The sequence below is a fragment of the Pseudomonas sp. AB39(2026) genome (assembly GCF_059831485.1).
The window spans coordinates 2,592,322-2,612,938 of sequence record NZ_CP195212.1 but is presented as its reverse complement, the minus strand read 5'-3'; the positions used below and the strand labels follow the sequence as shown (position 1 = coordinate 2,612,938).

Annotated in this window: 19 protein-coding genes; 6 read left to right on the top strand and 13 right to left on the bottom strand. The window is 60.1% G+C overall.

Annotated features, from left to right (window positions below):
• Both lipA and ACSAMW_RS11870 read left to right on the top strand, forming a co-directional pair.
• Entirely contained in the window at positions 1-1,011 is a 1,011-nt protein-coding gene (lipA, locus tag ACSAMW_RS11875; protein WP_178089027.1) for a lipoyl synthase, read from the top strand.
• A complete protein-coding gene (locus tag ACSAMW_RS11870; protein ID WP_500590509.1) occupies positions 1,008-1,934 on the top strand; it encodes a S66 peptidase family protein in 927 nt (308 codons plus the stop codon). Before lipA ends, ACSAMW_RS11870 begins: the two co-directional genes overlap by 4 nt.
• Before the next feature lie 122 nt (positions 1,935-2,056).
• Here ACSAMW_RS11870 and ACSAMW_RS11865 read toward each other — a convergent pair whose 3' ends face one another.
• From ACSAMW_RS11865 to leuS, 4 genes are all read right to left on the bottom strand, one after another.
• Positions 2,057-3,346, bottom strand: coding sequence for a lytic murein transglycosylase (locus tag ACSAMW_RS11865; protein WP_500590508.1), 1,290 nt, complete (start codon positions 3,344-3,346; stop codon positions 2,057-2,059).
• Positions 3,347-3,412: 66 nt separating this feature from the next.
• Positions 3,413-4,450 (bottom strand): DNA polymerase III subunit delta, encoded by a 1,038-nt coding sequence (gene holA, locus ACSAMW_RS11860; protein ID WP_500590507.1) that lies wholly within the window; start codon positions 4,448-4,450, stop codon positions 3,413-3,415.
• 31 nt (positions 4,451-4,481) lie between these two features.
• Positions 4,482-5,087, bottom strand: a complete 606-nt coding sequence (locus ACSAMW_RS11855; protein ID WP_500590506.1) for an LPS-assembly lipoprotein LptE — start codon at positions 5,085-5,087, stop codon at positions 4,482-4,484.
• Between the two features lie 68 nt (positions 5,088-5,155).
• Positions 5,156-7,762, bottom strand: coding sequence for a leucine--tRNA ligase (gene leuS / locus ACSAMW_RS11850; protein WP_500590505.1), 2,607 nt, complete (start codon positions 7,760-7,762; stop codon positions 5,156-5,158).
• A gap of 243 nt (positions 7,763-8,005) precedes the next feature.
• On the opposite strand from leuS, the gene ACSAMW_RS11845 reads away from it, so the two are divergent.
• Both ACSAMW_RS11845 and ACSAMW_RS11840 read left to right on the top strand, forming a co-directional pair.
• Positions 8,006-8,311, top strand: coding sequence for a hypothetical protein (locus ACSAMW_RS11845; RefSeq protein ID WP_500590504.1), 306 nt, complete (start codon positions 8,006-8,008; stop codon positions 8,309-8,311).
• Between the two features lie 41 nt (positions 8,312-8,352).
• On the top strand, positions 8,353-9,114 hold the full coding sequence (locus tag ACSAMW_RS11840) for a YdcF family protein (RefSeq protein WP_500590503.1): 762 nt from the start codon (positions 8,353-8,355) through the stop codon (positions 9,112-9,114).
• Between the two features lie 13 nt (positions 9,115-9,127).
• On the opposite strand, the gene lnt is transcribed toward ACSAMW_RS11840, so the two are convergent.
• Genes lnt through ACSAMW_RS11820 form a run of 4 tightly spaced genes read right to left on the bottom strand, consistent with a single transcriptional unit; the run spans position 9,128 to position 12,990 of the window.
• Positions 9,128-10,648, bottom strand: coding sequence for an apolipoprotein N-acyltransferase (gene lnt / locus ACSAMW_RS11835; RefSeq protein WP_500590502.1), 1,521 nt, complete (start codon positions 10,646-10,648; stop codon positions 9,128-9,130).
• Between the two features lie 8 nt (positions 10,649-10,656).
• Positions 10,657-11,496 (bottom strand): CorC family transporter, encoded by an 840-nt coding sequence (locus tag ACSAMW_RS11830; protein WP_500590501.1) that lies wholly within the window; start codon positions 11,494-11,496, stop codon positions 10,657-10,659.
• Between the two features lie 8 nt (positions 11,497-11,504).
• Positions 11,505-12,005 (bottom strand): rRNA maturation RNase YbeY, encoded by a 501-nt coding sequence (gene ybeY / locus ACSAMW_RS11825; protein WP_500590500.1) that lies wholly within the window; start codon positions 12,003-12,005, stop codon positions 11,505-11,507.
• Positions 11,998-12,990, bottom strand: coding sequence for a PhoH family protein (locus ACSAMW_RS11820; RefSeq protein ID WP_500590499.1), 993 nt, complete (start codon positions 12,988-12,990; stop codon positions 11,998-12,000). The genes ybeY and ACSAMW_RS11820 overlap by 8 nt, the downstream gene beginning before the upstream one ends.
• A 199-nt stretch (positions 12,991-13,189) precedes the next feature.
• Between ACSAMW_RS11820 and ACSAMW_RS11815 the strand changes: the two genes are divergently transcribed.
• A complete protein-coding gene (locus ACSAMW_RS11815; protein WP_168085099.1) occupies positions 13,190-13,513 on the top strand; it encodes a DUF1820 family protein in 324 nt (107 codons plus the stop codon).
• Between the two features lie 2 nt (positions 13,514-13,515).
• On the opposite strand, the gene ACSAMW_RS11810 is transcribed toward ACSAMW_RS11815, so the two are convergent.
• The 4 genes from ACSAMW_RS11810 to ACSAMW_RS11795 form a co-directional block, all read right to left on the bottom strand.
• Positions 13,516-14,064: a tetratricopeptide repeat protein gene (locus ACSAMW_RS11810; RefSeq protein ID WP_500590498.1), complete on the bottom strand. Its 549-nt coding sequence runs from the start codon at positions 14,062-14,064 to the stop codon at positions 13,516-13,518.
• A gap of 178 nt (positions 14,065-14,242) precedes the next feature.
• Complete coding sequence (hemL, locus tag ACSAMW_RS11805; protein ID WP_500590497.1) at positions 14,243-15,523, bottom strand: glutamate-1-semialdehyde 2,1-aminomutase; 1,281 nt, start codon at positions 15,521-15,523, stop codon at positions 14,243-14,245.
• Positions 15,524-15,543: 20 nt separating this feature from the next.
• The gene (thiE, locus tag ACSAMW_RS11800; protein WP_500590496.1) at positions 15,544-16,167 is read right to left on the bottom strand and encodes a thiamine phosphate synthase; all 624 of its coding nucleotides are present in this window, start codon (positions 16,165-16,167) and stop codon (positions 15,544-15,546) included.
• A 49-nt stretch (positions 16,168-16,216) separates the two neighbouring features.
• A complete protein-coding gene (locus ACSAMW_RS11795) occupies positions 16,217-17,014 on the bottom strand; it encodes a bifunctional hydroxymethylpyrimidine kinase/phosphomethylpyrimidine kinase (RefSeq protein ID WP_500590495.1) in 798 nt (265 codons plus the stop codon).
• A 256-nt stretch (positions 17,015-17,270) separates the two neighbouring features.
• Here ACSAMW_RS11795 and ACSAMW_RS11790 point away from each other — a divergent pair, with 256 nt between their 5' ends.
• Entirely contained in the window at positions 17,271-19,664 is a 2,394-nt protein-coding gene (locus tag ACSAMW_RS11790) for a 7TM diverse intracellular signaling domain-containing protein (RefSeq protein ID WP_500590494.1), read from the top strand.
• Positions 19,665-19,681: 17 nt separating this feature from the next.
• Here ACSAMW_RS11790 and ACSAMW_RS11785 read toward each other — a convergent pair whose 3' ends face one another.
• Positions 19,682-20,494, bottom strand: coding sequence for an RHS repeat-associated core domain-containing protein (locus ACSAMW_RS11785; RefSeq protein WP_500590493.1), 813 nt, complete (start codon positions 20,492-20,494; stop codon positions 19,682-19,684).
• Between the last annotated feature and the right edge of the window lie 123 nt (positions 20,495-20,617).

The following is a 20,617-nucleotide window of genomic DNA, read 5'->3' as shown; positions in this document are numbered from 1 at the left end:
ATGACTATTGCCCAAGACACCGTCGCAAGCCCTGAAGTGGCGATCCAGAAGCCCTCGGCGCCTAAAAAAGTGGAAGCGGGCGTAAAGCTGCGTGGCGCTGAAAAAGTTGCGCGCATTCCGGTAAAGATCATCCCCACGGACGAACTGCCGAAGAAGCCGGACTGGATTCGTGTTCGCATCCCGGTATCGCCGGAAGTGGACCGTATCAAACAACTGTTGCGCAAGCACAAGCTGCACAGCGTGTGCGAGGAAGCGTCCTGCCCGAACCTAGGCGAATGCTTCTCCGGCGGTACCGCTACGTTCATGATCATGGGCGATATCTGCACGCGCCGTTGCCCGTTCTGTGACGTTGGCCATGGCCGCCCGAAAGCCCTGGACGCGGATGAGCCGCACAACCTTGCCGTGGCCATCGCAGACCTGCGCCTGAAGTACGTGGTGATCACGTCGGTGGACCGGGACGACCTGCGTGACGGCGGTGCCCAGCATTTTGCCGATTGCCTGCGGGAAATCCGTAAGCTGTCGCCAGGCGTACAGTTGGAAACACTGGTACCGGACTACCGTGGCCGCATGGACGTCGCTCTGGATATTACGGCTCAGGAGCCGCCAGACGTGTTTAACCACAACCTGGAAACCGTGCCACGCCTGTACCGGGCCGCCCGCCCAGGTTCGGATTACGACTGGTCGCTGGACCTGCTGCAGAAATTCAAGCAGCGTGTGCCCACAGTGCCTACCAAATCCGGCTTGATGCTGGGCTTGGGCGAAACCGACGAAGAAGTGATCGAAGTCATGCACAGGATGCGCGAGCACGACATCGACATGCTTACCCTCGGCCAGTACCTGCAACCCTCCCGCAGCCATTTGCCGGTACAGCGCTTCGTTCACCCGGACACCTTCGCCTGGTTCGCCGAAGAAGGGTACCGCATGGGCTTCAAGAACGTCGCGTCAGGCCCCCTGGTGCGCTCTTCGTATCACGCGGACCAGCAGGCCCACGAGGCGAAGATCAAGCTTTGACCACGCACTATGGCAGGCCTGTGCGGGCACTGCGCCCAGGTGACTGCCTGGCGTTGATCGCCCCCGCAGGCCCTGCCGACTTCGACCATGCTGCTGCCCACCTGTGGGCAGAGGGGCACGGTTACCGGTTAAAGATCTACCCCGGTGTATCGCAAAAGGCTGGCTACCTGGCAGGCAGTGACGCAGTACGCCTGGCGGACCTGCATGCTGCCTTCGCGGCCCCTGATATCGCCGCCATCCTGTGCATTCGAGGTGGGTACGGTAGCCCCAGGCTGCTGGACCAGATCGATTACGCTTTGATTGCTGCCAACCTCAAGCCCTTTGTGGGCTACAGCGACCTGACTGCACTGCACCAGGCGCTGTGGCTGGAAACAGGGTGTGTGACGTTCCATGGGCCAATGATGCGCCCAGACCTGCTGACACCGCGCCTGCCGCCTACCGAGGCCCTGCTGCTGCAGATGCTGCGCGGGGTGCTAGGGGAGGGGGATGTTATTGAGCACCCCTCTGAGTTCCCGCTGACAACATTGGCCAGTGGCACGACAGAAGGGCGCCTGACAGGCGGTAACCTCACCATGATAGGCGCTTCGTTGGGTACTCCGTGGCCCATTGATACCCAAGACAGCGTGCTGTTTATCGAAGACGTCAACGAGCCCTTGTTTCGCATAGATCGCACCCTTAACCAACTGCGGCTGGCAGGCAAGTTCAAGGGCTTGAAAGGGGTACTGCTGGGCGATGTGGCGAAAGTCGAACAAGCACCGCTGTTCGAGCTGGTTCAGGCCACCTTCGCTCACCTGAACATTCCGATCCTGGCAGGCTGGCGCAGTGGCCACTGCGATCCTAACCTGACCTTGCCGCTTGGCGCCCAAGTGGTACTGGATGCGGACCGTCAGCAGGTGAGGCTGGCTCAGCCCATCACCTATTAAAGAACCACGCTACGCAGCCCGCGAGTGCAATACCTTCACATTCGCTGGCTGCGCCAGCTCCCACAGAAGCCGATGCCTGCCGCTCTGAGCCGGCGTAGCCCGCGAACAGGCTTTTACAGCCATCACTGCCCCTGGCGCAAACTCTCCAGCAGCTTGTGTGTAGGATACCCGTCCGCCGGCCAACCACGGGCTTGCTGGGCTGCACGAATGGCCTTGCGGGTATTGCTGCCGATAATCCCATCTGGGGCGCCGGCGTCGTACTGGGCAGCACTTAGCAACGTTTGCAACTCGATACGTTCGGTACGGCTAAGGGGGAGGTCGTCAGTGGGCCATGCGCCCTGCACGTACCCACCGCCGCTGAAGCGTTGGGACAACAGGCTCACACCCAAGGCATAGGACGATGAGTTGTTGTACTTGAGAATGGCCCTGAAGTTGTCTAGTACCAGGAATGCGGGGCCACGGTAGCCAGCTGGCAGCAACAGGTTGGCCTGCTGCTGTGCCACTGCGGGCGCTACTACCGCGCCCGGCGGCAGTTTCACGCCTTGGGCCAGCCATTCGCTTACAGGTTTGCGCAGGCTGCCATCCGCTTGGGCATAGTCGAAGCCTGCAGGTAGCTGCACTTCCATACCCCAAGGCTGGCCACGCTGCCAGCCAGAGGCTTGCAGGTACTGCGCAGTAGAGGCCAGCGCGTCTACCGCACTGTTCCAGATGTCACGGCGCCCGTCGCCATCGAAATCCACTGCATGGGCGTTATAAGTGGTAGGGATGAATTGGGTCTGGCCCATGGCACCCGCCCAAGATCCCAGCATATGAGCCGCGTCGATGTCGCCGTTCTGCAGGATCTGCAACGCGGCGACCAGTTGCTCCTGAGCGAACCCAGGGCGCCGCCCTTCGTAGCCCAACGTCGACAGCGACCGGATCACGGACTTGTCACCCTGGAACTGGCCGAAGCTGCTTTCCATACCCCACACGGCCACCAAGGCTTGGCGGTCTACGCCAAAGCGCTGCTCGATGCGCTGCAGGTCAGCCGCGTACTGATTGAGCAGGGCCTGCCCCTTACGCACGCGTACGGGCGAAATGGCACTGTCCAGGTACTGCCATACGGGGCGGCTGAATTCAGGCTGGCTGCGATCTGCTTCGATCACGGAAGGGTCTGGCGTCACGCCTTTGAAGGCGTTATCAAACACATCGGTGCGAATGCCAGATTGAAGCGCGTGAGCGCGGAAGGCTGCTTGCCACTGCTCAAAACTCTGTGCAGGCACAGCATCGGCGGGGACTGCTGTTGCCGCTGCAGGGCTGCCAGGCAGCGCGTCGGCAGCGGTGGGCGTTTCGGAGCAGGCGGCAAGGAAGAACAGGCTGGACGCGGCGATGATCCGGCTGGAGCGATGACGGCAGATACGGCGAAAAAACATGCAATTGCCCAGGCATACAGAGGTAAGGGAAACCTTAACACGCCGGGGCCAGGGCCCGCCAAGGGGCTATTGCGCAGGAAGTGCGAAACGCTGGCCCGTCATCATCAGCACCAGCCGAGAAAGCCCGGCCCACACAGAGCCTGGTGCTTGCCCTTTGACCTGTGCGTCTAGGTGTTGAGCATCTTGTAACAGCAGGTTCCAACGCAGGGCCGTATAGCGCCGCATGGCCTTGCCCACGATGGCTTTGCGCTTATCCCATACCGGCGGTTTCATCTGGCTGAACGCTTTGTCCAGCGGGATGCCCTGGCCGTATAGCTGGGCTACGCCCGCCAGCGTTCGTAGCTCCCGCGCCAAAGCCCACAGGACCACGGCGGCCTCTACCCCCTCACCGCGCAGCCCTTCGAGCATACGCAGCGCATGAGTAGCATCCCCTGCAAGCACAGCGTCAACCAGGCCAAACACGTCAAAGCGGGCGCTATCGGCTACGGCTGCCTGCACGGTTTCAAGGGTGACCTGGGTGCCCTCAGCCAGCAGTTTGAGCTTTTCCACCTCTTGCGCAGCGGCAAGCAGGTTGCCCTCTACCCGTTCAGCAATCAATTGCACGGCGTCAGGGTGAGCGGTGAGGCCCGCCTGGGCAAGCCGCTGGCCGATCCACTGAGGCAACTGGCTGGCGTCTACAGGCCACACCTGCACGAATTGCACATGGGGCGCATTGATCAAGGCTGAGGCCCATTTGCTTTTTTGTGTGCTGCCGTCCAGCTTGGGCAGGCTGATCAGTAGCACGGTATCGTCGGCAGGACGCGCCGAGTATTCGATCAGGGCCGCGGCACCCTTGTCGCCCGGTTTGCCGCCGGGCATGCGCAGTTCAAGCAAGCGTTTTTCAGCAAACAAGGACAGGCTCGCGCTCGCCTGGAGCAGGGTACCCCAGTCGAAGTTCGGGTCGGCGTTGAACACCTGGCGCTCGTCGAAGCCCTGCGCCCGCGCCGCGCTACGGATAGCATCGGTGGCTTCCTGGCATAACAGGGGTTCATCGCCGCTGACCATGTAGATCGGCGCCAATGCCCCCTGCACATGTTTGCCCAGCTGGGCTGGCGCCAGTTTCATTGCACGAGTCGCTGGCGTTTACCCAAGCCGATCACTGGCCAGGCAGCTGCATCGGTGACTGCTGTGGTGTTTCATCACGCACACGCTGTGCCGCCGCTTCAGCGGCTGCTGCGGCTTCGGCCTTGGCGTCTTCTTGGGCCTGGCGCTTTTGCAGCTCGGCCGGGGTCAGTTGCGCCAGGCGCAGCATCATCCGCTGGATCAGCTCGCGGCGCATTTCAGTACGCACCCGGCTGGCTTCCTGATCGGACCCGGTCAGGTTATTGCTGTCATGCACGTATATCTTCTGTACGTCCATATGATCGCTGACCAGCACCCGTTGCTGGCTGCCAGTGATGGTGTAGTCCGCGCGCAGGGTCAGCTCGATTTCCGAAGAGCGTGCCGAGCCTGTATAGGTCGCACTACGGTTGTCTTCGCTTTCATTGGTCAATGTAAGGGTGTATGGAGCACCGGAAACCACCGCCACACCACTACGCTGAAGGGCCGCGCGCAGGTCGTTGACCGTTGTACCGTAGGCATCACGTGCCTTCACATCCATTTCCTTGACGGCCATTTCATTGGTGCCAGTGCCGCGCAGCTGGAAACCGCAAGCGCTCAGCAGCGTGGCGAGCCCCAATACCAGCAGGTTACGTTTGATCATTGCGTGTTGCTCCTTCAAACCTTTATTAGCCGACGCACCCCGAAGCGCCAGGCGCCTCGGGGCCGGGATCAGTTGGCGACGATGTTGACCAGCTTGCCTGGCACCACGATAACCTTGCGAATGGTCTGGCCTTCGGTAAAGCGCAGCACGTTCTCGTTGCTGCGCGCTGCCGCTTCGACGTCTTCACGGCTTGCACCCGCAGGCATGTCGATCTGGCCACGCAATTTGCCGTTCACTTGAATCACCAGGGTAAGGGTGTCCTGTACCAGGGCGGACTCATCATGCTTCGGCCAGGCCGCATCGATGACCGGCTCGCCATGGCCCAGGCGTTGCCACAGCTCATGCGACAGGTGAGGCGTGATCGGGGCCAACAGCAGGGTGACGGCCTCCAAGCCTTCGTGCAGCAAGGCACGGTCCTGCTCGTCCACCTGAGGGGCTTTTTCCAGCACGTTCATCAAGGTCATGACCTGAGCAATAGCCGTGTTGAACTTGTGGTGCTGGCCTACATCCTGGCCGGCCTGGCGAATGGCAAGGTGGATGGCACGGCGAACGACTTTCTGGCCGTCGTTGAGCCCGGTGACCTGCAGTGGGCTCGGTATACCTTGAGCGACGTGTGCCTGGGCCAGCCGCCATACGCGGCGCAGGAAACGGTTGGCACCTTCCACACCGGCATCAGACCATTCGGCACTCATGTCCGGCGGCGAGGCGAACATCATGAACAGCCGGCACGTGTCAGCCCCGAACTGATCAATCATCGATTGCGGGTCCACGCCATTGTTCTTGGACTTGGACATCTTCTCGGTGCCGCCGATTTCCACCGGCTGGCCGTCGCTGCGTAGGGTGGCCCGGATGACCTTGGCCTTGGCATCGCGCTCCAGGTCCACGTCCGCCGGGTTGAACCAGGTTTTCCCGCCATTGGCCTCTGTGCGGTAGTAGGTCTCGGCAATCACCATGCCCTGGGTTAGCAGGTTGGTGAAGGGCTCGCTGGAAGTGACCAGGCCTTCATCGCGCATCAGCTTGTGGAAGAAGCGAGCGTAGAGCAGGTGGAGAATGGCGTGTTCGATACCACCGATGTACTGGTCTACCGGCAACCAGTGGTTAGCTGCAGCAGGGTCGACCATGCCACCTTCGTAGCGAGGCGAGGCATAGCGCGCGAAGTACCAGGACGACTCCACGAAGGTGTCCATGGTGTCGGTTTCGCGGCGCGCGGCTTGGCCACAACGCGGGCAGGCGCACTCATAGAATTCGGGCAGGCGTGCCAGCGGCGAACCGGCACCGTCGGGTACCACGTCCTCGGGCAGGACCACCGGCAGTTGGTCTTCCGGCACGGGCACATCACCACAGCCGTCGCAGTGGATGATCGGGATCGGGCAGCCCCAGTAGCGCTGGCGGCTGATGCCCCAGTCGCGCAGGCGGTATTGCACCCGGGACTGGCCCAGGTTTTTCTTCAGAAGGGCCACTTCCATGGCGTCGAATGCGCCTTCGAAGTCCAGCCCATCGAATTCACCAGAGTTGATCAGCTGCCCGTGTTCGCCATAGGCCGCCTGCCAAGGCGCTGGCGTTTCATCACCGGCACTGGTGCGCACTACCGCCTTGATAGGCAGGTTGTACTTGCTGGCGAATTCGAAATCACGCTCGTCATGGGCAGGCACGGCCATCACTGCACCGTCGCCGTAATGCATCAGCACATAGTTGGCGACCCAGACAGGCAGTTTTTCGCCCGTGAGCGGGTGCTCCACGAACAACGAGGTAGCACGGCCCTTTTTCTCCTGGGTGGCCATGTCGGCCTCGGCCACGCTGCCTGCCTTGCATTCGGCAATGAAAGCCTGCAGGTCGGCATCACCCTGGGCGGCCAAAGTAGCCAGCGGGTGTTCGGCGGCAACGGCCACATAGGTGGCGCCCATCAGGGTGTCGGGGCGAGTGGTGAAGACCTTCAGCACGCCGTCTTCGCCAATGGAGGGCTGGTGATAAGGGAAGCGAACCTCCATGCCCTTGGACTTGCCGATCCAGTTGCGTTGCATGGTCTTGACCTGCTCCGGCCAGCCCGGCAGGTCGTCCAGGCCTTGCAGCAGCTCTTCGGCGTAGGCAGTGATCTTGAAGTAGTACATCGGGATTTCCCGCTTCTCGATCACGGCGCCCGAACGCCAGCCACGGCCATCGATCACCTGCTCGTTGGCCAGGACGGTCTGGTCAACCGGGTCCCAGTTCACGGTGCCGTTCTTTCGGTAGATCACGCCCTTTTCGAACAGGCGAGTGAACAGCCATTGTTCCCAACGGTAGTAATCAGGCTTGCAGGTGGTCACTTCCCGCGACCAGTCGATCGCCAACCCCAGGCTCTTGAGCTGGGTTTTCATGTAAGCGATGTTTTCGTACGTCCACTTGGCCGGCGCGACATTGTTTTTCATCGCGGCGTTTTCCGCCGGCATGCCGAACGCATCCCAGCCCATGGGCTGCAGCACGTTCTTGCCCAGCATGCGCTGATAGCGGGCGATCACGTCGCCAATGGTGTAGTTGCGCACATGCCCCATGTGCAGCTTGCCGCTGGGGTACGGGAACATGGACAGGCAGTAGTAGGTCGGCTTGCCGGGCTCTTCACTGACTTCAAAGGACTTGCGCGCATCCCAGAAAGCTTGGGCGGCGGCTTCGATTTCGCGAGGCTGGTAGTGTTCGTGCATGGCTACTTTTTGCTGGGGAAGTGGGCGACCTTGTCCAGGCTCGGAGGCAACGAGCGCAGTGGCCCGAGACCAGGCTAGCCTAAGTGTCTCAATGAACGCCGTAGCATACATGACCCCCGCGGGGCCTGTGAAACGCTGATTGCTGTGCGTGCTCCGTTGGTCGCAGCAGCAAGCTTGGGCGAGGGGTGCCGCTAAGCTGTTGAGTGGGGATAAAAGTTTCGTTAGTACAGAGGTCAGCAGAGGGTGAAAACACATCTCACAGCCATTGAACCGGCGCTTTACGAGCGCCTGTTAGATCGCCTGGGCCTGGCACTGGATGTTGCCCGTACGTCCAGGCACCTGCGTCAGGAAATACCTGCCGAGCTTGAGCTCAAAGGCCTCACCCGCGTCGAATTCGATTGGCTCAATGCCTACCTGCACGCCAGTGGTGCATTGGTGCCACCCGTGCCAGCGCGGTTAGGGGCAGACCCGCTCGGCAATGTGATCTGGCTTAAAGACCGACGTCGTCGACCCCGGCAAAGCGATGCCCAAGCCCTGCCGTTCGAGTAGTTCCTGATACCATCGGGCACCCGCCAAGGAGAGGGTGCCCGATGTTTGCTCGCTACCTGCTGAAACAGCTTTTCTACCCTCCCTGCCTGTTGATCATGCTGCTGCTGACAGGCTGGCTGATGCGCCACCGGGCACCTCGGGTGGCCATCACCTGTTTTGCAGCGGGCCTGGTGGGGTTCATTGTGATGAGTCTCCCTGCAGCCATGCAGGGGGGCGCCACGCTATTGGAAACAGAGCCACCCCTGCCGGTCGAGGGTTGGGCAACCCTGGGCCAGCGTGCGGACGCTATCGTTGTACTGGGGGCAGGGCGGGAGCGGGGAGACCCGGCCTGGGGGGGTGAGGATCAGCCTACGGGCATCGCATTGGAACGACTGCGCTATGCCGCAGCGCTGGCTAAAGCCAGCGGCTTGCCGCTGTTGACGTCTGGTGGGCTGCACTACGGCGAGCCGCCCAGCGAGGCCCACATTATGGCAAAGTCGCTTGAACAGGACTTTTCCATAGAAACACGCTGGCTTGAGCCCCATAGCCGTACCACCTGGGAAAACGCGACCTTTAGTGCCCAATTGTTAAAGGCCCAAGGGCTGCGCCGTGTTGTGGTAGTGACCCAAGCCTGGCACATGCCCCGCGCGCGCTGGAGTTTCGAGCACGCCGGGCTTGAGGTAGTAAGCGCCCCGGTCGGTTTTCTAAGCCACAGTAACGGGCGCCCTCTCAGTGGCTGGATACCTGATGCAAAAGCCTTCTGGCAGACCACCCAGTTGCTGAACGAAGCCGTGGGCCAACTGGGCTATCGTCTGTTTTATTGATTGCAGGCGTAACCTATTCGGCCATTGAACGTGTGCGGCGCTGCCAGAGTGCCCAACCGAAAATAAGGGTGCACAAGCCGATCAGTGGCCAGGCACGCCATTGCAGGTAAGGCGTAAGGCCGCCCATGGGCACTACCTCGCCATACATCACGCCCACTTCAAACGAGGGCAGGCGTTCAGTGATGCGCCCTTGGGGGTCAATCAGTGCAGTTACACCACTGTTGGTGGCCCGGATCATCCAGCGCCCGGCCTCCAGGGCACGCATGCGGGCCATCTGAAGGTGTTGCAGCGGGCCAATGGAGGTGCCGAACCAAGTGTCATTGCTGATCGTCAGCAGCAGGTCGCTGCGCGCTGCCATGCTGGCTGCAAACTCCGGGTAGACCACTTCGTAGCAGATGTAAGGTGCGATTTCATACCCCTTGGCCTGTAGCAAGGGCTGGTCGGCCGGGCCCCGAGCGAAGTCGGACATGGGCAGGTCGAAGAAGGCAATCAGCCCCCGTAGCAGCTCCTGCAAAGGAACGTATTCGCCGAAGGGGACCAGCTTTTGCTTAAGGTAGGTGCCCTGGCCATTGCCTACCACGGTGATCCCGTTGTAATAGCGCCGCTCGTGGTCTACTTCCTGGCGAATGGGCACGCCAGTGATCAGTGCCGATTGCCGACTGGCAGCGAAGTCTCCCAAGCCGTTGAGGTAGCCGCGGGCGCTATCAAGTAGCACAGGCACCGCTGTTTCCGGCCATACCACCAGGTCGGTGCGGCGAGCCTTAAGGGTGAGGTCCCGGTAAAGCTCAAGCTGAGCGTCGATCTGCGCCGGGTCCCATTTCAGGCTTTGTGCGATGTTGCCCTGAAGCGCAGCCACGGTAAGTGGTTTGCCAGCCGGCGCTGTCCACGCCTTGCCTTGTACCAACGTGGCCACCAGCCAGGGCGCTAACAACAGGGCCAGCCCCGTCACGAGTAAGCCTTTATGAGCACGCAAACCGGGGATGTTGCATATTACGCTGGCGGTCAACGCCAGGCAGAAAGACACCAGCCACAAACCGCCTACCGGTGCCAAGCCGGCCATGGGGCCTTCCAATTGGCTGTAGCCCATATACAGCCATGGGAAGCCGGTGAGAAACCAGCCTCGGAAGGCTTCCTGAGCAACCCATAAGGCGGCGAACCCCAGGCTGTCACCTAGAGGCGAGGTGGTGTTGCGTACCAACTTCGCCCATAGCCAGGCTGGCAGCGCGAAGAACAGTGCTACCCCCGCAATGAACCCGAACATCAGCAGGCCTGCCAGCAGGGCAGATGCACCACCGTAGGTATGAATGCTGACGTAGATCCAGCTGGTCCCCGCCGCGAATGTGCCAAAGCCGTAGCACCAGCCCCGTGCAAAGGCCTGGCGAGGGCTAAGGTGGCGTAGCCCCAAGTAGAACAGCGCCAGCGACAATACGGCCAATGGCCAGATATCGAACGGCGCCAAGGCCAGGGTGGTCAGGCCGCCAGCCACCACGGCCAGCAAGTTACCGGGCCAGCCGGGGTGGGTGATCCAGCGCATGGGGGTCCTTAGCGGTTTATCGGTGTTAGGCGCAGCAGATGGATTCGCCGGCTGTCGGCGTTGAGAATGCGGAACCGATAGTTTCCGATCTCCGTGGTTTCGTTACGCTTGGGCAAGTGGCCAAAGGCGCTCATGACCAGGCCGCCGATGGTATCGAACTCGTCATCAGAGAAGTCGCTGCCGAACGCTTCGTTGAAGTTTTCGATGGGCGTCAGCGCCTTGACAAGAAAGTCGCCACTGGGCAGCGGCTTGATGTAGCTGTCTTCCTCAACATCGTGCTCGTCTTCGATATCGCCAACGATCTGCTCAAGCACGTCTTCGATAGTGACCAGGCCTGCCACACCGCCGTACTCGTCAATGACGATAGCCATGTGATTGTGGTTGGCGCGAAACTCCCGCAGCAGCACGTTCAGGCGCTTGGATTCCGGCACGAAGGTGGCTTGGCGCAGCATCGCCTTGATGTCGAAACCTTCTGTAGTGCCTTTCAGGATCAAGGGCAGGAGGTCTTTTGCCAACAGTACGCCCAGCACCTCGTCATGGTTCTCGCCCATGACCGGATAGCGGGAGTGGGCCGCGTCAATGACCGCCGGCAGAAAGTCTTTTGGTGCCTGCGTGGCCTTGATGGTGATCATCTGAGAGCGGGGCACCATGATGTCCCGTACCTGAAGGTCGGCGACCTGGATGGCCCCTTCCACAATGGCCAGCGCTTCGCTGTCCAGCAGCTTGTTGCTGTGGGCTTCGCGCAGCAGCTCAAGGAGCTCCTGGCGGTTTTTCGGCTCATGGGCAAAAGCCTGGGTGATTTTTTCCAGCCAGGACTTCTGCCCGTTGCTCGATCGATCTTCGCTCATGGCGTTGTTTACTCGTGTTCCTTGGATACAGCGGAGGATGGGATGTTTGGCGATGTGACAGGTTCTGCATAGGGATCGGGATGCCCCAGTTCTGCAAGCAACTCCCGTTCCAGGCTTTCCATCTCATCGGCTTCTTCGTCGTCAATATGGTCATAGCCCAGCAAATGCAAGCAGCCATGAATAACCATATGGGCCCAGTGAGCGTCCACCGGCTTGCCCTGCTCGGCCGCTTCACGCTCCACGACCGCTGCACACACCACCAAGTCGCCTAGCAGCGGAATGTCCAGCATGTCGTCGGGCACGTCTGCCGGAAACGACAGCACATTGGTAGGGTAGTCTCGCTGCCGGTAGGTGTTGTTCAGCAACTGCCCTTCCGCTTCGTCAACAATGCGGATAGTGAGTTCCGAATCTGCCGTGCGTTGGCGCAGGGCCAGCGCGCACCATTGCCGGAACTGCGCCTCGCTGGGAATGGCACGTGAACTGGCCTGCTGCAGATCAAGCTCAACCATGACGGGGGTTACCCTGGGCAGCCGTTTCGTCGAAGCGCTCATAGGCCTCTACGATGCGCTGCACCAAGGGGTGGCGAACCACATCCTTGGGTTTGAAATGGGTAAAGCTGATGCCGGGTACATCCTTGAGCACATCCATCACATGGGCAAGCCCGGAGCGCGTGCCTTTAGGCAAATCGACCTGGGTGATATCGCCTGTGATCACGGCCGTGGACCCAAAGCCGATGCGGGTCAGGAACATCTTCATCTGCTCGGTGGTGGTGTTCTGGCTTTCGTCGAGAATGATGAAGCTGTTGTTCAAGGTGCGCCCCCGCATGTAGGCCAGCGGCGCAATCTCGATCACTTGCCGCTCGATCAGCTTGGCCACGTGTTCAAAGCCAAGCATCTCGTACAGGGCGTCGTAGAGAGGGCGCAGGTACGGGTCGATCTTTTGCGCCAGGTCGCCAGGCAGGAAGCCCAGCTTCTCGCCAGCCTCTACTGCAGGGCGGACCAGCAGAATGCGACGCACCTGTTCGCGTTCCAGCGCGTCTACCGCGCACGCTACCGCCAGGTAGGTCTTGCCCGTACCTGCCGGGCCGATCCCGAAATTGATGTCGTTGGCCAATACCGCCTTGACGTACTTCTGCTGGTTGAGCCCCCGCGGGCGAATCATGCCCTTGCGGGTGCGAAGGCTCACAGCCACTTCGTTATTGGCGGGATCGCCCAGTGCTTCGACAGCCGACTCTTGCAGGAACAGGTGCACCATATCCGGCGATAGCTCGGTGGCCTTGGTTTCCCTGTACAGGCGGCGTAGCAGCAATTCGGTGGAGTGAGAAGCCTCAGGCTGGCCAATGATCTCGAACTGGTTGCCTCGGTTGCGGATTTCCACATCCAGGCGTTGTTCAAGCAGGCGAAGATGCTCGTCGAACTGGCCGCACAGGTTGGCGAACCGGCGAGCTTCGAAGGGCTCCAGGGTAAAGCGATGGGGTTCTATAGGTGCGTTCAAGGTCGTTTTTTGGCCGCTCTACGGCTGAGAAGTTGGACCCAAGGATACCCCCAAGGGCCATAAGGTGAAAGCGCAACGCAATGATGGGCTGACAGGGTGCGCATTGCCCTGTTTAAAAGACAGCGTGTGGCCATTGATGAGCCTGCCCCATGCTATGATCGCGGCCCTTTTTCCTTTCCAATTGTTTCCCCGGAAGACGATGACCAAGCGCGATCCCATCTATAAAGTGATCTTCCTCAATCAGGGGCAAGTGTTCGAGATGTACGCCAAACATATCTACCAGAGCGAGCTGTGGGGCTTTCTTGAGGTGGAAGAGTTTGTGTTTGGCGAGCGTACCCAAATGATCGTCGACCCGAGCGAAGAAAAGCTCAAGACGCAATTCGAAGGGGTAGTGCGCAGCTTTGTCCCGGTTCATTCGATTGTGCGTATCGATGAAGTAGAGCGCCTGGGTACGGCAAAGATTTCCGACGCCCAAGGCGTAGGCAATGTGATGCCCTTTCCCTTGCCGGTGCCAGACAGGTAGGGTTAAGGCAGCGGTGAGAACGGCGTACGGCCATCGGCGGTTTGCAGTTCCAGCAGGTACTTGCGGAAGATCTGCCCCAGCACTTCGGTAGCCCGCTGAAGGTCTTCGTGACTCATGCTCGCCGACACTTCATCAGCTGAGTCCAACGCATCCTCAGCGCCATTGACGGCTGCCATCTTGAGTACGATATAAGCCTGTATGTTGTTCGCCGGTACACCTTCGCCGCGAAAGAACATCAGCCCCAGGTGGTATTGCGCATCAGGGTGGCCCTTGAGTGATGCCTGCTCGAAGTAGGTCAATGCCTTGTTGAGGTCGCGTTCGGCCTGCTTGCCTTCGTAGTAAAGCCGGCCCAGTTCGTATTCTGCCTGGGGGTCGCCACTGGCTGCCGCCTGCTCACAGGCCGTAATGGCAGCGGGTAGGTCTGCTGGGGCGTTGTCGAGGATGCAGCGGCTGGGCGCTGGCACCAGCAATGAATTGCTTTCAGCCTGCGCCATCAGCGGTACGAGGAGCATCAGGCAGCCCAGGGAAAGGGCGCGGCCGGTGCGGTTCATGGGAATCGATTTACCTCTGAGCTGGCGGGGAGGCCCGCCCTGGCGATGACAATGCGCACATTATGAAATAAGCCAGCCGCACCTTACAAAGCTTTACTGGGATTTTTCCGTATTGATACGGCCGTACCAGCCCCATAGAGGTGGGCACAGCCGTGCATCAAATGGAAAGGCGTTGGCGTTATAACTGGGCAAAGGCGCGCTCAGCTGCGTCCAGCGTGATCTTCAATTCCGCTTCGCCGTGGGCGATGGAGGTAAACCCGGCTTCGAAGGCGCTGGGTGCCAGGTAGACGCCGCCGTCCAGCATCAGATGGAAGAAACGCTTGAATCGTTCCGCATCGCTTGCCATCACGTCCTGGAAGGTGACGATGTCGTCAGCACCGCTGAAATACAACCCGAACATCCCTCCCGCCTGGGTGGTCACAAAGGGCACCTGCGCCGCGTCAGCCCGTTGTTGCAGGCCATCGAGTATCGTACTGGTATAGGCTGTCAGTTCGTCATGGAACCCAGGCCGGCTGATGAGGTTGAGCGTAGTCAGGCCTGCAGCCATGGCCAGCGGGTTTCCAGACAGGGTACCGGCCTGGTACACCGGGCCGAGCGGCGCGATGTGGGACATGATTTCACGCTTGCCGCCAAAGCAGCCTACCGGCATGCCGCCGCCGATGATCTTGCCGAACGTGGACAGGTCGGGGGTAACGCCGTAGTAAGCCTGGGCACCACCGAGGGCCACGCGGAAACCTGTCATGACCTCGTCGAAGATCAGTACCACGCCATGCTGATCACACAGGGTGCGCAGCCCCTCCAGGAAGCCTGGCGCAGGCGGCACACAGTTCATGTTGCCAGCTACCGGCTCGACGATGATGCAGGCCACTTCGTCGCCGGACTCGGCCAGCAATTTCTCGACTTCATCCAAGTCGTTGAAGGGGAGGGTGAGCGTATGACGTGCAAACGCGGCAGGTACGCCAGGTGAGCTGGGCACGCCCAGGGTCAAGGCGCCGCTGCCCGCCTTGACCAGCAGGCTGTCCGAATGGCCGTGGTAGCAACCTTCGAACTTGATGATGCTGTCGCGACCTGTAAAGCCACGGGCCAGCCGTATGGCGCTCATGGTGGCCTCGGTGCCGGAGCTGACCATGCGTACCATTTCCATGGACGGTACCAGGGAGCATACCCGCTCGGCCATTTGCGTTTCCATTTCAGTAGGCGCGCCGTAGGACAGGCCGTGCTCCAGCTGGTCGCGTACCGCCTGAAGCACATCCGGGTGGCTATGGCCAAGGATCATCGGGCCCCAGGAACCCACGTAGTCCACATAGCGCTTGTCGTCTTCGTCTGTCACGTAGGCGCCCGCCGCGTGCTTGAAGAACAAAGGCGTACCGCCCACGCTCTTGAATGCGCGCACAGGAGAGTTCACGCCGCCAGGGATATGTTTCTGGGCAGCAGCAAAAAGGTGTTCGGAGCGGGACATGGGCAATTCTCTCGATCGATTCAGGCGCTAAACAGCGCGTTGAAGGCAAGGGCGCGGCGAGTGACGTCAGCGGCGGTATCAGCGGCAAACAGGGCATGCACTACGGCCAGCAGGTCGGCACCGCGCGCCAGTACCTGCGGTGCGTTTTCCAGCGTGATACCGCCGATCACACAGATCGGCACCTTCAGCTCGGCACGTGCCTGCGTTAGTAAATCCAGACTGGCCGGGGGCGCCTCGGGTTTGGTGGCCGAGTCGAAGAAGCGACCAAAGGCTACGTAGCTGGCACCTTCGGCGGCAGCCTGGCGTGCCAGGCCAAGGTCGGCATGGCAAGTAGCGCCGATAATTGCCTTGGGCCCCAACAGGCTGCGCGCGGGGGCGAGCGGGCCGTCGGTCTGGCCCAGATGGACCCCCACACCCAGCCGAGCCGCCAGCTCGGCATCGTCATTGATGATCAGGGATGTGTTGTAGCTTTCACACACACGCAGCAGGGCTTGAGCCTCGCGCAGGCGACGCGCCTCGTCCTGGCTCTTGTCGCGGTACTGCAGCAGCGTAACGCCGCCGTCCAGGGCCGCTTTCACATAGTCCAGAAAGTGCCCGGCCAACAGCCTGTGATCAGTGATGGCATAGAGCCCGCGTCGTTTCATTTCAAACCTCTTGGGGCCATGTAAGGCTTGCCGCCCTGAGCAGGCGTATTCAGTGGCAGAAGTCCAGTGGCAACCGGCGTGGCACATACTGGCCTTTGCCCAGTTGCTCGGCATCACGCAAGGTACGCCAGGTGTAGTCCAGTGCCGTGTGCACGGCACTGGTCAGGCTTTGACCCAAGGCCAGGCGACCCGCCAAGGCACTGGCCAAGGTACAACCGGAACCATGGTAGCTACCTGGCAGGCGCTGGCAAGTGCGCGTGTCTTGCGAGCCGTTACGGCTGAACAACCGGTTGTGAATGTCCTGCTCATCGCCATGGCCGCCAGTGATCAGCACATGGGGGCAGTGGGCAAGCAGCACCTGGGCACAGGCTTGGGCAGAGCCGTCAGGCAGCTCTGCCAGGATACGCGCTTCGGGCAGGTTGGGCGTGGTGATGGTGGCCAAGGGCAGCACGCGTTCACGAATGGCATAGCCTACTTCATCCTTGCCTAATCGGCCGCCGCCGCCTGCCCGCAGCACCGGATCGCAGACGACGGGGATGCCTGGGTTGGCCAGGATCACCTCGACCACGGTATCGACCATGGCCAGCGAACCCAGCATGCCTAGCTTGATCGCAGCAATAGCCGAATCTGCCATCACCGCATGGGCCTGGGCCAGTACCCATTCACGGTCCAGCACGCGGAAATCCAGCACATCCACGGTGTTCTGTACCGTTAGAGCAGTGACCACCGGGGCGGCATGGCAGCCCTGGGCAATCAGGGCCTCGATATCGGCCTGCAGGCCGGCACCGCCACTAGGGTCGTGGCCCGAGAGGCAGAGAACAACAGGGCGGGAAGTGTAGGTATTCATGGTGCGCGAGCTTATCACCAAAGCAGCGGGAGCGTGGCTACGGCAAGGCTGATTTTAACGGCTCAACCCTTGGGGCATGCAGGCCTAGCCCCCAAGCCATTACAAAAAAATGCTTGGCCGCAACGCACTGGCGAGGAAGTGATCCAGCCGTAATCGGCATGGTAGGATGCGGCAAAATTGATAACAGGTTGCCAGCACGTCGGCTCAAAGGGAGCTTGAAGGGGCCTACGGTGCCTGGCATCTGTAATGGGGCGGTATGCGCTACATTTTCTTTCTGATGCTGTGCGTGTTGCCCTTGCTGGCAGGCGCGGTGGACTTTGATGACAGCACGCGCGCACTGCCCCTCGGGCAGCACCTGGCGTATTTCGAGGACAAGGCCGGCACGGCTACCCTGGACCAGGTGCTGGCGCAGCCCTTCACGCCAAACACCACCGCTGTATTGAACGCAGGCTATTCCAGCGCAGCCTTCTGGCTCAAGGTGGACCTGCACTATGTCCCCACCCATACCTCCAACAGCGTACGCAATTGGTTACTGGAGCTGGCTTATCCGCCCATGGACCATGTGGACCTTTACCTGCAGGACAACAACGGAAGCTGGCGGGTTGAAGCTCGAACAGGGGATGAGCTGCCATGGGCCAGCAGGCCGTTGAAGCAGAATACCTATGTGTTCAGCGTGCCCTTCAAGCCTGGCGAGCACCGCACAGTATTGTTGCGTGTCCAGAGCGAGGGCTCGGTCCAGGTACCTCTTTCGCTATGGTCTACAGAAGCGTATCTGGAAGCACAGCCAGAACGGATCTACGTGTTCGGCCTGATCTACGGCGTGCTGCTGGTGATGCTGGTCTACAACTTGTTTATCTACCTCAGCGTCCGCGATACCAGCTACCTGTACTACATCCTTTATATTGCCTCGTTCGGGTTGTACCAGGTCTCGATCAATGGCGCAGGCATTCAGTTCTTCTGGCCTGACAACCCTTGGTGGGCGAATGCGGCCACGCCTTTCTTCGTTGGCGCAGCAGCCTTTTTTGGCTGCCAGTTTTCGCGTTATTTCCTGCACACCCCTAGCCATAGCCCCTGGCTGGACCGCCTTTTAACCCTGTTGATGGGCGCAGGCGTTGCGGTCATGGGGGTGTCGTTGATGGAAGGCCATGGCCTGGCGCTACGCCTGGCGACCGGGCTGGCCTTGGTATTCATTCTCCTGATTTTCATTGCAGGCACCATCGCTTGGTCCAAAGGGCAGCGGCAGGCCCGCTACTTCATGATTGCTTGGTCGGCATTCCTGGTGGGCGGCTTTGCCAACACGTTCATGGTGCTAGGTCTGCTGCCCAATGTATTCTTGACCATGTATGCCAGCCAACTGGGCTCGGCGCTGGAAGTGGCCTTGCTGTCTTTGGCGTTGGCCCACCGTATCAACGTGATGCGCGACCAGCAGGCTCAGGTGCTGATGGATGCCCATCAGCGGCTTGAAGCGCTGAACCTTCAGCTGTCCAACAGCAATCGCCTCAAAGATGGATTCCTTGCCACAGTGACCCACGAACTGCGCACGCCCATGAACGGCGTGATCGGCTCGCTGGAACTGATGCAGACCGTGCCCATGGGCGCCGAGCTGGCCATCTATCAGCGCACGGCAGCCCATTCGGCCCGCGACATGATGCGCATGGTGGACGATATTCTGATTCTTACCGAGCTACAGGCCGGGCGCCTGTCTTCGCAACAGGCACCGTTCCGCCTGCAGGTATTACTGGATAGCCTGCACATGCAGTTTGTCGGCCAAGCCACTGGCAAAGGGCTCGCCCTGCGCACCCGCGTCGTGCCCGGTGTGCCCGATACCTTGCATGGCGACTTGAAGAAAATAGCGTTATGCCTGGGGCGTTTGCTGGACAACGCCATCAAGTTTACTCAAGCCGGCTCGGTTACGTTGGAAGTGGCAGCCCTTGAGCAGCACTACAGCGAGGTGCGCGTGGTGTTCCGGGTCATCGATACAGGCATTGGCCTGGATGTGCCCGACGACACGCTTTACCAACAGTTTTATCAGGGTGATGCGTCCAGTACCCGCGAGCACGGTGGGTTGGGCATAGGGTTGGCCATTTCGCGCCAATTGGCGACGCTGGTAGGCGGCCTGCTCAGCCACCAATCCGAACCTGGGCAAGGCAGTTGTTTCGAGCTGACCCTAACATTGGGTGTAGATGGGCCTGCGCCTGAGCAGGCGGTACGCTGGGGTGCGCCTGGCAGCCCAAGTGGGCGTTACCCGGGGGACTGCACGGTGGTGCTGATTGAGAATGAGCGCGTGGACCAGTTGTTTACTCGCGGGATGTTGCTGCGCCTGGGGTACAAGGTGCACAGCCTGGGCAGCGAAGCGATTGTGCTGGAACGTGCAGGGGACCAGCCCGCGACTGCCGTGCTATTGGAAGCCAATGGTGGTATGGACGCACTGCTTGAACAACTGGGTCGGCTACGGCAGGGCTCGACGCGTTTAAACCTGCTGGCCCTGATCGACAGCGCGTCCAGTGCCGATCGCCAGCGCTGCCTGGATGCAGGCGCGGCCGCCGTGATCACGCGCCCTGTGCGTTTCGAGGTGCTGCAAGGGGTGTTGGCAATGCAACTGCTGGCAACCTCTTCTGTAGCGCTGCACAGCCCGGCAGCCACTACCTAACGTAAGCTGGAACATATTCAGCGATTGCGCCATGGTTCAGGAGCCTCCCACGGCTTTATTTGAACGGATATGCCAAAGCTTGATAACTGCCAGGCAGCGTTATCAAGTGACTCTTTGTCGGGCTTGAAGTGACCAGAGTTATTGGTGATTCTTACAAGCTTCTTACCTTTTCTTTTTAGTACCCCTGCCGAAATTATTTCCCTGCTCTCAAGCTCTTCAGCAAGCGCCGCATGAGTAGGTATATGGTTTCGCCAATCCCAAGGGCTTGCAACAATTTTTCCCTCGCGTGACATAGCGAAAAGGTATTGTTTTCTATTTTTCAGGTTAGCTAGGGATTTTTCGTCTGTTATAAATACTGCCCTGCCTTTGTATGAGCTTTGTTGATAAATTTCGAGCTCTTCAAAAATCTCAAAGGGCTGGTGATTTTCAAGAGCCTCTGCTGCCTTTAGAGAAAAGTTATTGGGGCGTTCATAAAGACCTTTTGGAGGCTTACGCTTGAATAGCTTGCCAAATCGCCCTGCAAGCTGTCCAAAGACAGACGCTGCGCCCGTTGGATCGTTTCTGTTGATAGGGTCGTTCAGGCAGTACGCATAACTGCTCAACCCCCCAGGGCCGAAGGGGCTAAGGGTGTCAGGCTGAAGGAAGCGCATGGGTACCGTGTGGTAAAAACGGCGCCCATTCCCCAAGGGGTGATACGGTTTGCCACCGCTTGCACGGCAGAAGTTGAAGTAGCTGTAAGACGTTGCTCGTGTGTATCCGTAGGGCCCTGTATCAAATGTGCAGCCTGACTCGCTTGTCAGTAACAGATGTATCACATTGGCCTTTTTCATAATGGCATGGCCTGTCTAGTTCATAGTAGAGCTATAGGTACCATGTCACTTTGCTGCTGCACAGCTATCAAACACCTAGGTATACACCTGTACCGCGTTCAGTATGTTGATACTGCGCAGTAT